General features: G+C 65.9%; 15 protein-coding genes and 1 tRNA gene. 11 read left to right on the forward strand and 5 right to left on the reverse strand.

Annotation, left to right across the window (positions count from 1 at the left end; all coding sequences use genetic code 11):
• Positions 1–17: 17 nt before the first annotated feature.
• Positions 18–311 carry a DUF2218 domain-containing protein gene (locus ME121_RS04490; protein WP_012320003.1) on the reverse strand — a complete coding sequence of 98 codons (294 nt, stop codon included), beginning with the start codon at positions 309–311 and terminating at the stop codon, positions 18–20.
• A 258-nt stretch (positions 312–569) separates the two neighbouring features.
• A complete protein-coding gene (locus tag ME121_RS04495) occupies positions 570–2,015 on the reverse strand; it encodes an FAD-binding oxidoreductase (protein WP_043074006.1) in 1,446 nt (481 codons plus the stop codon).
• Between the two features lie 137 nt (positions 2,016–2,152).
• On the opposite strand from ME121_RS04495, the gene ME121_RS04500 reads away from it, so the two are divergent.
• The 8 genes from ME121_RS04500 to ME121_RS04535 all read left to right on the forward strand — a co-directional run bounded on the left by ME121_RS04500 (position 2,153) and on the right by ME121_RS04535 (position 7,827).
• On the forward strand, positions 2,153–2,848 hold the full coding sequence (locus tag ME121_RS04500; protein ID WP_012320001.1) for a fumarylacetoacetate hydrolase family protein: 696 nt from the start codon (positions 2,153–2,155) through the stop codon (positions 2,846–2,848).
• Positions 2,849–2,861: 13 nt separating this feature from the next.
• Positions 2,862–3,326: an NUDIX domain-containing protein gene (locus ME121_RS04505; RefSeq protein ID WP_012320000.1), complete on the forward strand. Its 465-nt coding sequence runs from the start codon at positions 2,862–2,864 to the stop codon at positions 3,324–3,326.
• Between the two features lie 107 nt (positions 3,327–3,433).
• Positions 3,434–3,508, forward strand: a tRNA-Gly gene (locus ME121_RS04510).
• Between the two features lie 1,155 nt (positions 3,509–4,663).
• Positions 4,664–5,002, forward strand: a complete 339-nt coding sequence (locus ME121_RS04515) for a hypothetical protein (protein ID WP_051975900.1) — start codon at positions 4,664–4,666, stop codon at positions 5,000–5,002.
• Positions 4,999–5,373 (forward strand): helix-turn-helix domain-containing protein, encoded by a 375-nt coding sequence (locus ME121_RS04520; RefSeq protein WP_043378444.1) that lies wholly within the window; start codon positions 4,999–5,001, stop codon positions 5,371–5,373. Before ME121_RS04515 ends, ME121_RS04520 begins: the two co-directional genes overlap by 4 nt.
• 3 nt (positions 5,374–5,376) lie before the next feature.
• Positions 5,377–6,390 (forward strand): ImmA/IrrE family metallo-endopeptidase, encoded by a 1,014-nt coding sequence (locus ME121_RS04525; RefSeq protein WP_081948541.1) that lies wholly within the window; start codon positions 5,377–5,379, stop codon positions 6,388–6,390.
• Positions 6,387–7,073, forward strand: a complete 687-nt coding sequence (locus ME121_RS04530) for a C1 family peptidase (protein ID WP_043378441.1) — start codon at positions 6,387–6,389, stop codon at positions 7,071–7,073. The genes ME121_RS04525 and ME121_RS04530 overlap by 4 nt, the downstream gene beginning before the upstream one ends.
• A gap of 31 nt (positions 7,074–7,104) precedes the next feature.
• The gene (locus tag ME121_RS04535; RefSeq protein ID WP_206406839.1) at positions 7,105–7,827 is read left to right on the forward strand and encodes a hypothetical protein; all 723 of its coding nucleotides are present in this window, start codon (positions 7,105–7,107) and stop codon (positions 7,825–7,827) included.
• A 102-nt stretch (positions 7,828–7,929) separates the two neighbouring features.
• Here the strand turns inward: ME121_RS04535 and ME121_RS04540 are convergent, their stop codons facing one another.
• The 3 genes from ME121_RS04540 to ME121_RS33220 all read right to left on the reverse strand — a co-directional run bounded on the left by ME121_RS04540 (position 7,930) and on the right by ME121_RS33220 (position 10,174).
• Positions 7,930–8,496: a uracil-DNA glycosylase gene (locus tag ME121_RS04540; RefSeq protein WP_230365902.1), complete on the reverse strand. Its 567-nt coding sequence runs from the start codon at positions 8,494–8,496 to the stop codon at positions 7,930–7,932.
• 107 nt (positions 8,497–8,603) lie between these two features.
• Positions 8,604–9,758 (reverse strand): nucleoside triphosphate pyrophosphohydrolase family protein, encoded by a 1,155-nt coding sequence (locus ME121_RS04545; RefSeq protein WP_230365903.1) that lies wholly within the window; start codon positions 9,756–9,758, stop codon positions 8,604–8,606.
• A gap of 173 nt (positions 9,759–9,931) precedes the next feature.
• Positions 9,932–10,174: a helix-turn-helix domain-containing protein gene (locus tag ME121_RS33220; RefSeq protein ID WP_043378430.1), complete on the reverse strand. Its 243-nt coding sequence runs from the start codon at positions 10,172–10,174 to the stop codon at positions 9,932–9,934.
• A gap of 122 nt (positions 10,175–10,296) precedes the next feature.
• On the opposite strand from ME121_RS33220, the gene ME121_RS04550 reads away from it, so the two are divergent.
• From ME121_RS04550 to ME121_RS04560, 3 genes are all read left to right on the forward strand, one after another.
• Positions 10,297–10,812: a metallophosphoesterase gene (locus tag ME121_RS04550; protein ID WP_043378427.1), complete on the forward strand. Its 516-nt coding sequence runs from the start codon at positions 10,297–10,299 to the stop codon at positions 10,810–10,812.
• A gap of 149 nt (positions 10,813–10,961) precedes the next feature.
• A complete protein-coding gene (locus ME121_RS04555; protein WP_043378424.1) occupies positions 10,962–11,984 on the forward strand; it encodes an IS110 family RNA-guided transposase in 1,023 nt (340 codons plus the stop codon).
• 1,043 nt (positions 11,985–13,027) lie between these two features.
• Positions 13,028–13,948, forward strand: coding sequence for a restriction endonuclease (locus ME121_RS04560; protein ID WP_043378421.1), 921 nt, complete (start codon positions 13,028–13,030; stop codon positions 13,946–13,948).
• The last annotated feature ends 29 nt before the right edge of the window (positions 13,949–13,977 follow it).

Genomic DNA, 13,977 nt, shown 5'->3' on the forward strand with positions numbered 1-13,977 from the left:
TCGCGCCGCGCGGTCCCTCAGGCGGCGCGCGACCAGCGGATGTCGCCGAGGCTCTCGCGGAAGGCGAAGCGGGCGAGGTGGTCGGCCACGACGTTCTCCAGCCGGGTAAGGTTGACCGGGTCGGAGCTGTCGATGCGCATCACCAGGGCGTCGGGCTCGGCATCGAAGGTGCAGACGCGGTCCTCGCCGAAGGGCACGGTGCCGTGAACGGGGGTCGCCTCGACCTTGAACTTGTGGCTCCAGTGCCGGCAGAGCTGCTGCAGGTAGCGGCTCGCCTCGGTGGTCTGCACGCGGGCCTGAGAGGTGGGCATTCCGTCGGTCTCCAGATGGGTATGAAAACAGCCTGTCGGTGACGGTTCGTCGTTCGATCTCGCATGTGCGAGATAGGGAGGCCTCAGAGCAATTGCCATGCCTGGCGCCGACGGATCCGTCTCCGCCGTCTGTGATGAAGGTCTGTCCGAAGCGTTAGCAGCGGCTTAACGCGACGGGCCGCCCGGCCGGTTGGCGGCGCGGCGTGGCCGTCCTGCACCCGCCTGCGCGCCGAATTATGGCGCGATGCACAAATTTCCTCAGCCCGTCGGCGCGGCGCGGTCGGTCCGCACGAGGACCTTGCCGGGGTTGAGCAGGTCTTCCGGATCCAGGGCGGCCTTGAGGCGCCGCATCAGGTCGAGCCCGACCGGGTCGCCGTAGCGCGCGAGTTCCTCGCGCTTGATCAGCCCGACGCCGTGCTCGGCCGCGATGGAGCCGCCGAGCGCGTGCACGAGGTCGTGAACGATCCGGTTGAACCGGCCCCACGCGGCGAGGAACTCCGCGGGCTCCATGCCGAGCGGTTGCGACAGGTTGAAGTGGATGTTGCCGTCGCCGAAATGGCCGAAGCCGCAAGGCCTCAGGCCCGGCATCTCGGCGAGGCAGGCCGCGCCCGCCCGCTCCAGGAACTCGGGCAGGCGGGAGAGCGGCACCGAGACGTCGTGCTTGATCGAGGCGCCCTCGCGGGTCTGCGCCTCGGGAACGCCTTCGCGCAGGCGCCAGAGCGCGGCGTTCTGGGCCCCGCTGGTCGCGATCGTGGCGTCGGCGATCAGCCCGTCCTCCAGGGCCTGCCCGAGGGCCGACTCGAGTTCAGCCCCCGTGTCGGCATCGGGGCGGGCGGACGCGATCTCGATCAGGGCGTAGGCGCCGTGCGCGCCGTCGAGGGGCCGAACCGTGCCCGGCACGTGGCGCAGCACGATCTCCAGGGCGAAGGGCGGCAGGTACTCGAACGCCGTGAGGTCGCGGTCCATCCGCGTCCGCAGGAAGACGAACAGGTCCAGGGCCGCCCTGGCCGAGGCGAGCCCCACGAAGGCGACGCTCGTCGAGCGCGGCCGCGGGAACAGCTTCAGAACCGCCGCCGTGACGACGCCCAGCGTGCCTTCCGACCCGATGAAGAGCTGCTTCAGGTCGTAGCCGGCATTGTCCTTGCGCAGGGCCTTGAGCCCGTTCCAGACGCGCCCGTCGGCGAGGACGACCTCGAGCCCGAGGACGAGGTCGCGGGCGTTCCCGTAGGCGAGGACCGCGATGCCGCCGGCATTGGTGCTGACGCCGCCGCCGATCCGGGCGGATCCGCGCGACGCGTAGGAGAGCGGGAACAGCATGCCGGCGGCCTCGGCCGCCTCCTGCACGTCCTGCAGGATCATCCCGGCCTCCACCGTGATGGTGGCGTCCACGGGATCCACCGCGCGCAGGCGGTTCACGCGCTCCAGAGACAAAACGACGCCGCCGCGCGGCACGCCGGCGCCGGTGAGGCCGGTGTTGCCGCCGAGCGGCACCACGGCGACGCCGGCCTGCGTGCAGGCGCGGACCGCGAAGGCGACCTCCTCCGTGCTTCCCGGCCGCAGCACGGCCAGGGCCGACCCGGTGAACAGGCGTCGGCTCTCCGTCAGGTAGGGCGCCAGGCCGTCCGGGTCCGTCAGCACGTGCCGCGCGCCGAGCCCGTCCCGGAGGGCGGTCAGCAGGGTGTCGAGGTCGGCTGTCGGCGTCATCGCGTGGATTCTGTAGGCCAGAGGAGGCCGTACGCAAGCGCCGGTATGGCGCGCGCCGATGCGAACCTTACAACGGTGATGTAGGGCCCGTGCGTCGTCGCGCCGGGCCACCCGGACGATCCACCGCAGAGGCAGAGATGCTCTCCGTCATCCAGAACCCGCCCCGCATCGCGCTCCCCATCGTCGGCAGCAGTGACTTCTTCCCCGTGCGCCGCGTCTACTGCGTCGGCCGCAACTACGCCGCCCATGCCCGTGAGATGGGTGCGGACCCGGACCGTGAGCCGCCGTTCTTCTTCATGAAGCCTGCCGACGCCCTGCAGATCGTCGGCCCGGAACCCACGGCCCACGCCTACCCGCCAAAGACCGCCAACTACCATTTCGAGGTGGAGATGGTGGCGGCCCTCGCCAGCGGCGGCAGCGACATTCCGGCCGAGACCGCGCTGGAGCACGTCTACGGCTACGCCATCGGCCTCGACATGACCCGGCGCGACGTCCAGGACGAGGCCAAGAAGATGTCCCGGCCCTGGGACACCGCCAAGGCCGCCGACGGTTCGGGCCCGGTCGGCGCCCTCCACCCGGTCTCCGTCATCGGCCACCCGGCGAAGGGCGCGATCACCCTGTCGGTCGACGGCGAGATCCGCCAGAAGGGCGACCTCGCCGACATGATCTGGTCCGTCGCCGAGCAGATCGCCTACCTTTCGGGCTACTTCGTCCTGCAGCCCGGCGACCTGATCTTCACCGGCACGCCCTCCGGCGTCGGTCCGGTCCAGCGCGGCCAGCGCATGGTCGCGGCGATCGACGGTCTCGGCGCCATCACCCTCGACGTCGTGTGAGCCGCGCAGCCGCATGATCCTCGATCGGCCGGTCCTGCGGCGCCTGTTTCACCTCGGGGCGCTCGCGTCCCGGGGCATGACCCTCGGCGTGCGCGGCGTCGCACTCGACGGGGCGGGGCGGGTGGCCCTGGTGCGCCACACCTACGTGAGTGGCTGGCACCTTCCTGGCGGCGGCGTCGAGCGCGGCGAGACCGCGCGCGACGCGATGGTGCGGGAGTTCCGCGAGGAGGCGGAGATCGTCCCCGAGGGAGAGCCGCGCCTGCATGGCCTCTATCGGAACGTCGCCGCCGCTCCCCGGGACCACGTCGCCCTGTTCGTCCTGCCGGCCTTCACGGTCCTGTGTCCCAAGGCGCCGGATCGGGAGATCGCCGAGTGCGCCTTCTTCCCGGTGGACGCGCTCCCCGAGGGCACAACGCGGGGGACCCGCGCCCGTCTCCGAGAGCTCCGCGAGAGCCTCCCGCCGGAGCCGAATTGGTAAATCGTCACGGTTCGCGAAAAGGGCGCTTGCGTCGCCCGGCGGAATGGTGTTTAGAGAGCCGCGCCGGGGGCCGCCGGCACGAAAGTCCGGGCGGCGCGGCACAGTGAGCGGGTGTAGCTCAGGGGTAGAGCACAACCTTGCCAAGGTTGGGGTCGAGGGTTCGAATCCCTTCGCCCGCTCCAAAACTTCAATTATTGCAAGTACTTGCAGGATCGTTGCAACACCTCACCCCGGCGTTGCAGCTTTCCAGGCAGCACCAAGGCGGCACCGGGTATGCCACGCTGCGGGACCCGCGTGTGGGTCCGCTCCCGAAGGAATGGGCAAGCGACGGCTCACTCCGATTTTCCGGTTTCGGCCGCGCTGGATCTCCCGACGCCTTAGGCGCCTTCGTAGCTCGATCTCGACCTAGGTGCGGGACACGGGACCTGCGCATTCCTTCCGACCTGCTCAGAAATCCACTGCCTTCGGTCCAGGCGGGTGTGCCGCTCGTCGATCGGCGATATCCAGGGTCGGAGGCGTTCGACGTTCCAGACGTCGTCCGCGGCTATGCCGATCCAGGGTACGCTGGTTCCTTCGGTGCTCCGCGGTCCATGCGGGCGCCTCCTCCGCCCGACGGCGAACGCGGTTCAAAAGTGGGCCGGTGCTTCCTATGCACTCGACACGGGCACATCGGCGGCCGAGATCGCGCGCCGGGCGCGGTCACTCGGTGGGACATCGAGGAGGTCCTGCCGTTCTTACGCGCACGAGGTCGCCGTCGGCCCACGAAAAAATCGAAACACCCTTTTGATGGGGGTGCCTTCTCGGCTCACGTGCGGATCGGGTCGATCCACCAACGGGCCGAAGCGTCGCACGGCGTCCTTCGCCCGCATCCGGATCTCGCATCGCGTATCGACCTGCCGCTCGTCGCGAGGCGGGCCGGGTGTGCGATGCGTCGCCTGAGGCAGCACCGTCGACCGAGATCGGTCGTCGTGCCATCGCCGCGGTCAGCAGGGCGGGACACGGCGCGACCAGTTGCAGGGCCGCGTGGCGTTCTAGTCCCGAGGCCGGATGATCGCGGGTTCGGCACGTCGGGTGACTGATCCGTTCGGGCTTGGGTCCGGCGTCTTCCTTGTCCGTAACTTCCTCGGCAACCTATCGCGAGGCCATGGAAGGTACGGATCGGCGTCGTGCCACCGGTCCGAAATCGGATGCGGCATTTCCGATACGCTTGGCCGCGATCGGTCGTCCAACGCTTTTGCAGGGCGTCCGCAGCCGTTTCAGGTCGCATCCTGATCGCCGCTTGCATGTCGAAAAATTCGACATTATTGTTCTTGGAAAGTCACGGATTTCGACAGGCCATGACGCTCGCCACGTTCCCCGCTCCATCCGTGTCGTCCTTCCCGACGGCCGAAGTCGAGAAGTGCCTACGCGACGAGCTGATCGAGGCGGTCAAATCGGAGGCGGCCGTGAAAGGCGACGCCCTGCCGCCCACGCCGGCGGCGATCGCCACGACGAAGTTTCAGATCGACTCCCTGGTGGTCGTCTCGCTGCTCACGGCGGTCGAAAGTGTCGTCGGCTGCAACCTGCCGGATACCGTCGTACGCGCGGGTGGCTTCACGTCGGTGGAGCAGGCGTTGGAACAGCTTGTTCCACGGATCGAGAAGCACTGGGCCAAGATCAACGGAGTGAAGACGTGAACCAAGCCTCGAGCCCTCCGGGCAGCGACGAGGAGGAACGCAGGAAGCTGGGCGATCGGCTGAAAGAGGCCAGGAAGTATCTCGGTCTGAAGCAGGAGGAGGTGGCGAACTACCTCAAGATCCCGCGCACTGCCTTGACCGATATCGAGAGTGGCCAGCGCCGTGTGGAAGCCATCGAGCTGACGCGTTTGGCCAGACTCTACCGCCAACCTGTGGGCTACTTCACCGGAGAAGACGAGGCCTCCTCACAACTGCCGATCGACGTCGCCCACTTGGCGCGGCAGGCGGCGGCGCTCTCGGAGAAGGACAGAGAGGAGCTCGGTCGCTTCGCGGAGTACCTGCGGGTCAGAGCGCGGCCGGATCGAGGCTGAGCGATGGTCGCGACAACCTACGCAGGAGCGGTCCGGGCCGGTACACAGGCCGCCGCGCGGCTTCATCGGGATCTCGGCATACGATCACGGGTCGAAGCGCATGGGGGCAATGTCGACGTATTCGGATCGATCGGAGCGCTCGACCTGCCACTCCTTCTGCGTCCTCTGCAGGGACTCCTCGGAGCCTATCTGAACGATCCGGCTCCGGGAATCCTCGTGACCACACAGCGCGCCATGAGCATCCAGCGCTTCACGGCAGCCCACGAGCTCGGGCACTTCTCCCTTGGGCACGAGCCCAGTCTCGACGACGAGGGAATTCTGCGGCGCATGCCGATGGCTGGTGAGAGGGCGCCGAAATTCCAGGAGGTCGAAGCGGATGCCTTCGCGGTCGAGTTCATGATGCCGCGTTGGCTCTTCTTCGCACACGCATCGCGTCAGGGCTGGACGGCGAGGGACTTCGTCCGACCCGATCGCGTCTACCAGCTTTCTCTGCGTCTGGGCGCCAGCTACGCGGCGACCTGCTACACGCTCGCGAGGCATCGTCTGATCACCTCCGGACACGTCGACGCGCTCCTCGAGACGAAACCGCGGGAACTCAAGGCCGAGCTTCTGGATCCCTACCGCCCAGACGACTATCGAGGCGACGTCTGGCTTCTCACGGAACGCGACGCCGGAACCCGCATCGATGGAAGCCGCAACGACATCTTCGTGCTCCGCCTGAAGGAGCACAGCGGCGGCGGATATCTGTGGGACATCGATCAGCTCAAAGACAGCGGCTTCGCGATCGTCGGGGACGAATTGTCGGAGCCACCCGAAGACAGCGTCGGCGACAACGTGCTTCGGCGCGTCACGGCCGCGCCGCCGGACGACTTCCGCGGACTGATCGAACTCGCCGAGTTTCGGCCCTGGGATCCCGACGCGCTCCTAACCAAATTGGACGTCGAGATGGACCTGACCGGCCCCGAGGAGGAAGGCCTCTCTCGTGCCGAGCGGCGGAGCTTGCTTGAGGCGGCATGAGCGGCGTCGAGGTTTTCGTAGACCTGCGGCCGCGCTTCGGTCATGCGCGCGATCAGGGCCCCCGGCCGACCTGTCTCGCGTTTGCTGCGAGCGACACCCATGCCGGGGTTCGGCCCGGATGGCTCCCCCTTTCGTCCGAGTACGCGTTTCATCGGGCTCAGACGCGCATGGGTTTCGGTCCGGATGAAGGAGCGACGCTGGCGTCCATGCTGGACGTACTGCGTGAGGACGGGCAGCCGGAGGAGGGCGGTTGGCCCTACCTTCCGGCGACGCCGGTCGATGCTGCGTCCTGGGTCCCGCCGGGCGACGTCGGCCTTCTGTTCAGACGCGGATCCGAACGTCGCCCGGTCGCCTTCGACATCATCGTGGGCGAGATCGAGCGCGGCCAGCCGGTCATCGTCCTGATCCAGCTTTCCCGCTCCTTCTTTCGACCGGATGCGGACGGCATGATCCATCCCGCCACCGGCGAAACGCCGGAGCCGCAGCGCCGTCACGCCGTGGTCGCCGTCGGCCACGGAAAGGCCGGCGGCCATCGTGCGATCCTGGTGCGGAACAGCTGGGGCGCGAAGTGGGGCAAGCGAGGCCACGCTTGGCTCACCGAGACGTTTATCGCCCCGCGCATCTACGCTGCCGCGAAACTGACGGAGGATGTCGTTGTATCTCCCGATCCCCCAGCAGCCTGACTGCATCAGCGCTTGGCGCGAGGCCGTACGGATGGTCGAAGCGCAGCCGAGCCACTGCGCCTACAACGTCGTCCTCGACATCGCGGACCCGACGAGGAACACGACGCTGCAGGATCCAGGCGTCGCTCTGGTCGATGACTTCCTCCGCCAACAGGGTCAACAGGCGGTCGGGACCGTGGCGAACACGATCTTCCCTGCCAGTCTTTACCACCGATACGGTGCCCCGGCCTTCTTCGACGTCTTCCAGGAACGGGTGTTGAGAAGGGTTCGGCGCAACGAGCGGTGGTCTGGCTACTACTTCGAGCGGATGATCGACGTTTCGGTGCCGGAAGGGAAGAGCCCGAATCAGCTTTGGGATATCGTCGGACGGATCAACGACAAAAAAGTCAAATCCCTCAACAAATTCGAGCTTCCATTGTTCGATGCGGCACGCGACGTCGACAATTCACCCTACGGAGGACAATGTCTCAGCTTCCTGAGTTTCAAGGTGGTGCCCGGAGCGAAGAACAGCGGAAAGAAGCTTGGGCTTACGGCGATGTATCGTAACCACTTCTACGTTGAAAAATTGCTCGGAAACCTCATCGGCCTTGGGCGTCTGATGGATTTCGTCTGCCGTGAGACGGGCCTCGATCTCGGCGAACTCACGATCGTCTCCACGCGTGCTGAGGTCGATTTGCCGAAGGGCACCCGTCGCAACGACATCAAGACCCTTCTAAGCCGAGTCCGGGATGCCGGCCAGAAATACGCGGCCTGACCGATGCCGGATCGAGGGGGCGCCGCGACCACGTTCGTCCCGTCGCCGCCGATCGTCTCGGACGGAGTCGCCGGAGCCCTTCCGCAAGGCCCGCATGCGTGTTCAGAAGGGCAGGCTCGCAGGCGTCGGCCGCTCCTTGGTCGTCTGGGCGACACCGTAGAGCGAATGCACGCCAGAGATGAACTCCGCCTGTCCGCCGTAGCTCGGGTGGCGGACGACTGAGAGCGGGATGTCGATACCAGAAAGAGCCAGAGCCGCATCGCGCCCGATCGCGACGATGCGCTTGGGCGCGACCATCGCGATCAAGGCCTCCATGAGGCACCACGTGGCGTCGCGCTCGGCGCGGGTGTGGCATCGGTTCGAGAACGGGTTCTTCGGCTCGTGTGGGTGGAGCGGGAAGACGTTCCATAGGATCGCAGGCTCGCCTATCCGGGCGAGAACACGCCAGATGATCGCCGCGGTGCGCTCGGCGACGACGGGACCGCGGGTGGCGCGCTTGAGGTCGATGCCGCCCATAAGGGCGCCGGCCGGCTCGAGATGGACCTCGTCCGTCAGGGGCAATCCGGTCCGGCGGCCGCCGCGATATCCGAGGTCGCGGGCGATCCAGATCGTATCGACGTTGGCGTCGAGCGCCGCTTCCAGGCAGCGCGTGAGATTGCGTCGACGCACGGTGGCGGCATCGGCGCGATCATGTTCCGGGCAGACGTCTCCGTACGGATTGAAGACCGAGGGCAGCCGAACTTCGGCGAGCGCTGCAGCGAAGGATGCGGGCGTTCTCAAAGCAGGTGCTCGATCGAGAGGCGGTGGTTGACCATGTCGATGTGGATACGCCCGCGCCGATGTTCGCGCAGGAAGCGGAAAGCCGCATAGCCCTGAAGAATGGCTTCTTCCCACATCCAAAGCGGGCAGCGCTCCGCCTCGTAGCCCGCCGCGAACTGGCGGACGTGCTTCAGGAGGTCGAACGGGATGTCGCCGGGCCGAGCGCCGGCGAACAATTCCAGGTCCACTGCCTGCCCGAAGATCCAGGTCGTGATCCCCTCCTCGATCAGGATCGCCCGTGCGCCGTCCTGCGCTTCGTCCACTTTCGGCGCGCTCTTGCGCTTCACCCGGAGCAGGGCCCGGACGACCGGCGACCAGCCGAGCACGGCGACGTAGGCGTAGTGGAAGACGTCGTGGAAGCGGTAGTCGTCCTGAAGCATGGCGTTGTCCGTCAGCCGGTCGCCGATGTTGATGCCGTTGCAACGCTGGTAGACGAATTTGCGCTCGCGGACGTCGCGCTCGAAGATGTCGACGTACAGGTCTCGCGGCAGCTGCTCCGCCGGATCGGACTGCGCATCGAGGGGCACCGGATAGATGCGCTCGTGCGGCCACCTGTCGAAGATCTTCTCCAGGTTCTTCACTGCCGCCGCCTCGAGCGTCACTCCCGCTTCGGTGGCGGCCTCGACCAGGGACCGTGTGATCGATCTCAACCGATCCGCAAGCAGATCGCCTTGTCCGAGCCGCTCCTCGTGCTGGTCGGCGAGCAGCACACCGACCTCGCTGGCAAGCTGGAGAAGCGTCCTTTCGAAAGCCGCGTTCGGCGCGTCCTGATGCGGCATGATCGCGGGCTGGAGGGATGCGAAGGTCGCCGCACCGGTCTGGGTCGGGCTTGCGAAGATCTCCTCCAATCGGAGTCCGCCGCGTGAAGCGACCGCGGTCACGTACCAGAGGACATCGCCGAGTTCTTCGACGACGGCGCTGGCGTATCCGAGATACGAGGCCCGATCACGTTGCTTCTTTTTGACTTCGCTGAGAAGGCTGCCCGTTTCCCCGAAGAGCCCGAGCAGAGGGAACGCCAGCGAGCCACCGTCGCTTCGCTGGTCGGTGGACGAGGCGAGCGAGGCGTAGCCTGCGATCGTGAGAGGTGAGAATTCATCCATCGGCGCAGTCATGGAGAGGATCCTAGCCGTGCGGCCGTAGCCTGTCGCCAGCTACAATGACGGAATCCGCGATGGGCGCTGGTGCCGTCGCAGCGACCGTCGCAATCGATACGATCGCTGCAAACCCGAGCCGCCCTTCGCCGGCCTGGGGTTCCTCGACGAGGATTGGTCGGGCTGAACCGACGTCAGGGGGAGATCGCGCGAACTGCCTTCAGGACCACCGTCGCGTCGATTTCCAACGCGTCCGCGATCTCGAGAAACTCGACCAGATCGATCCGCCTTCCCCCTCCTTCGATCGCGGCGACGACCGATTGATATCGGCCAAGTCGCGAGGCGAGCTCGCTTTGAGTCAGGCCTGATCGCTCACGAGCTTCGACGAGCAGTTCGATCAATCTTCGATGACGTGCGCTTCTGAGGGTCTTGGGCATTGGCCCGTCGGCGGGATCGAGAAAGCCGACCAGCCAGCTAGACCGGATGGAAGATTATCAGAAAATCTGGTTTTCTAAGTGGGCGCCGATCGCGACTCAGCAGGCGCATGGGGGAGGGAGCCATGACCCTCTGGTTCACGGCAGATCACCATTTCGGCCACGCCAACATCATCCGCTTCTGCCATCGTCCATTCGCCGACGTGGCCGAGATGGACGAGGCGATGATCGAACGCTGGAACGCCGTCGTCGAGGACCGCGACGAAGTCTGGCATCTGGGCGACTTCGCCTACCGCTGTGGTCCCAATCGGCAGGCGGAGATCTTCGGTCGCCTACACGGTCGGGCGATCCATCTGGTGCGCGGCAACCACGACCGTGGAAGAACCCTGGCGCTGCCTTGGGCTTCGGTGCAGCACTACGCCGAGATCGACGCGAATGGCCGCCTGCTGGTCCTGTTCCATTACGCATTGCGCGGGTGGAGGGGATCCCGCCGCGGATCTCTGGCTTTGCATGGACATAGCCACGGAGCCTTGCCGAACCTGCCAGCCACCTGCGACGTCGGAGTGGACGTTTGGAATTTCAGGCCGGTTTCGTTGCCCGAAATTCTCCGGAAGATCGAATCCGCTTCGCCACCTTCGTGAGGCGGCGCGGGTGCACGTGGAGCCGCTCTCCGGCCGATCTCGCGGTCGAAGCGGGTCCTTGCCGTTCCCGGGAGCGTTGGGGTGGACGCCCCCTGACGGCATCGGCGTGCCAGAGTGGAGGTGTTGTGACACCACTGCAGGAGGCGTCCATGGGCGAGGTTAGCACGGTCGGAATCGATCTGGCCAAATCGGTTTTCCAAGTTCACGGCTCCGGTCCGAGTGGCGCAGTCGTGTTCCGCAAGAAGCTGCGGCGTGATCAGGTGCTGGCGTTCTTCTCGACACTTCCGCGATGCGTGGTCGCGATGGAGGCGTGCGCCAGTGCTCATTACTGGGCGCGCGAGATAGCCGTGGCAGGTCACGACACGCGGCTCATCCCACCAGCCTACGTGAAGCCGTTTGTGAAGCGGCAGAAGAACGACATGGCCGACGCGGAAGCGATTTGCGAGGCGGCGCAGCGCCCGACGATGCGGTTCGTCCAGGGCAAGAGCGCGCAGGCTCAAGCTGCGGCAGTGGTGTTCCGTACGCGCGACCTGCTCGTGCGTCAGCGGACCCAGTTGATCAACGCGCTGCGCGGGCACCTCACCGAGTTTGGATACGTCGTTCGCCAGGGGGCCGGGCACGTTGGCCAGCTCGTCGCGATCGTCCGCGACCCCACATCTGACGTTCCGGCCGAGGCACGGCCGGTCCTGGCCGTCATCGCGGACAGCCTGCAAGCGCTCCAAGCGCAGATCGCGCGCCTCGACCGCGCGATCGCCCAGCGTGCGAAGGACGATGCCGTGGCTAAGCGGCTGATGACGGTACCGGGTATCGGCCCGGTGGTCGCGACCGCACTGGTGGCACTGGCACCGGCCGCCAGTACCTTCCGCCGCGGGCGCGACTTTGCGGCCTGGCTCGGCCTCGTCCCGCGGCAGCACTCCAGCGGCGGCAAGGAGCGGCTGGGGCGAACGACTAAGATGGGCGAGCGCAGCTTGCGACGGTTGCTGATCCTGGGCGCGAGTTCTGCGACCAAGGTCGCGGCGCGCGCTCCCGACAAAGCTGGGGCGTGGTTGGCCGGTATGCTGTCGCGCAAGCCGCGCATGCTGATCACCGTCGCCCTGGCGAACAAGATGGCGAGGATCGTCTGGGCGTTGATGGCCCGCGGCGGCTCCTACAGAGCTCCGGCCACGGCGTGACCGCCACGGCCTGAGGCGTCAGGGAGGCAGGGAAGGTCAGGCGAGAGGTATGGCGCAACGGTCAGAAGACGGGGTCGGGAAAACCAGTGAACGTCCAAGCGCCTCGAGCGCGCCAAAGCGACTTGGACCCGATCCGCGATCTCCATACAGGCCAGCAGCCGTGAGGATGGCTGCATCGAAAGGCCGGACACACGGAAGCACCTGAACCTGCGCGCACAGATCTCTCAAACACCCCCTTGAATCCGATGGGGCGTCCACACACGGACGTTCAGGCGCATCTTGCCAACTCGCGTAGCCGGCGCATCCAGCGAGTTCGTTGGCGCAGTATGCTAGTTTGTCGCCGCGAGGTCGGGTCCATTGTGATGAGGCGCTGGCACACGAGATCGAAGTGGCAGGTGTCGCGAACTCCGAGCTGCATTGGCCGTATAGCGCGAACTGAACACCTTTCGTCATCGGTGCGGGCCGAATTCGGAGCCTGTGCCACTCCGCCGTGTCTCGCGATTTCTGCCCCCTCATCGCGAGACGTCGGGCAGGGACCGGGCCGGAAATCTTTTCGGAGGCTGACAGCGCCCGGTCCGTTGTCGGATTTTGACAATCCGCTTTCCCGACTTCCGCTGGTAGCCGGGCCGGCCGATGAACTGCGCGGTACCGAACGCGTGGCCCTGCCGCTCGCGCGATCTCATGCGAGGCGAGGCAGTCCGAAGGCAGGTTCGGAGCGGCTCATGCATTCCACGCAGAAATCCGGAGAGCGGTAGAACGCGCCTCGCTCGACCAGGCTTCCGGGATGTACGTCGGAGCGGGCGCCGCCCGTCGGGAGGCGGAAGCGACACTCCTTGTGCACCGCTCGCGTCGGAGGCTCGCTTCGGGGTCTCGAACCCTTTGCGCCGCAAGCTCGTCAGGTTACGCGGTGTGCCACCCGAATCCGCGTCTGCGGCCGAAGCGCGTCGCCCGGCCGTTCGCACAGGCTCGGACGCAGCAAGGAGGTCCCGCGAACAGCGCGGAACGGAGCAGGGCTGCACACGAACATGCGGATAGTCGAACGGATGGAGCAGCTTCGACCAATCGAACTAATTCTCGTCGACGAGCTGTTCGGCATGAGCTCGGGCTACGTGGTTGATTTTACCAACAACACTTTCGCGGATTTCTTCAACCGGGAGGTCGGGGTCGATATCGATGATGGCGCCTACGCGATCTATGGCGGCAGCAAGGGTAAACGCCTCCGCGCATTCTTGACGGTCGGGCAACCGCGGGCGATCGTAAGAGCACTGGCCGCGTTATGGGAATACTGTGAGACGAAGCGAGTCGCTAGCCAGCAGATCGAGATGGCCGTCGATGCACATCGGCGTCTAAGCCTAATCGTGGAGCGATTGGGCGGACCTCTACTTCCAGATTACGAAATCGTTCGGAGCGGCGTCGATCCGAATCCGCCGAACACTCGGAAAGCACTACGTTCGAACGAGCAGGAGTTGCGACGACTTGAGGAGCGCTTTCTTGCTCTTCACGAATTGTCGGATGATCCTCAGGCCCGAGGGCGCCATTTCGAGCGGCTACTTACGGACCTCTACAACGCATGGGACATGGATGCGCGCGGAGGTTTCACCGTTGTCGGCGAGCAGATCGACGGTTCGTTCCAGTTGAATGGCAACACGTATCTGCTCGAGGCGAAGTGGCACCGCGTGAAGACCGACGCCAGTACTTTGCGCGGTTTTCAAGGTAAGGTGAACGAACGTCCGAAATGGACGCGCGGTCTTTTCGTTAGCTTCGCGGGATTCACCGAAGTCGGTCTGCAGGCGTTCACAGTCAGGAAGATCATTCTCGCAGACGGAATGGATATCTACGAAGCGCTGGCCCGGCGCCTCTCGATCCCGGATATCATCGCAGCAAAGATCAGGCACGCGTCGGAAACCCGAAGGTATTTCAAGCGGGTCCGTGGTCTTTTCCTATTGTGGAAGCGACTGCTCTAGGTTACTGATCTTACTCTTGAATTATTTCA

Source organism: Methylobacterium sp. ME121 (genome assembly GCF_000974725.1).
GTDB lineage: Bacteria > Pseudomonadota > Alphaproteobacteria > Rhizobiales > Beijerinckiaceae > Methylobacterium > Methylobacterium radiotolerans.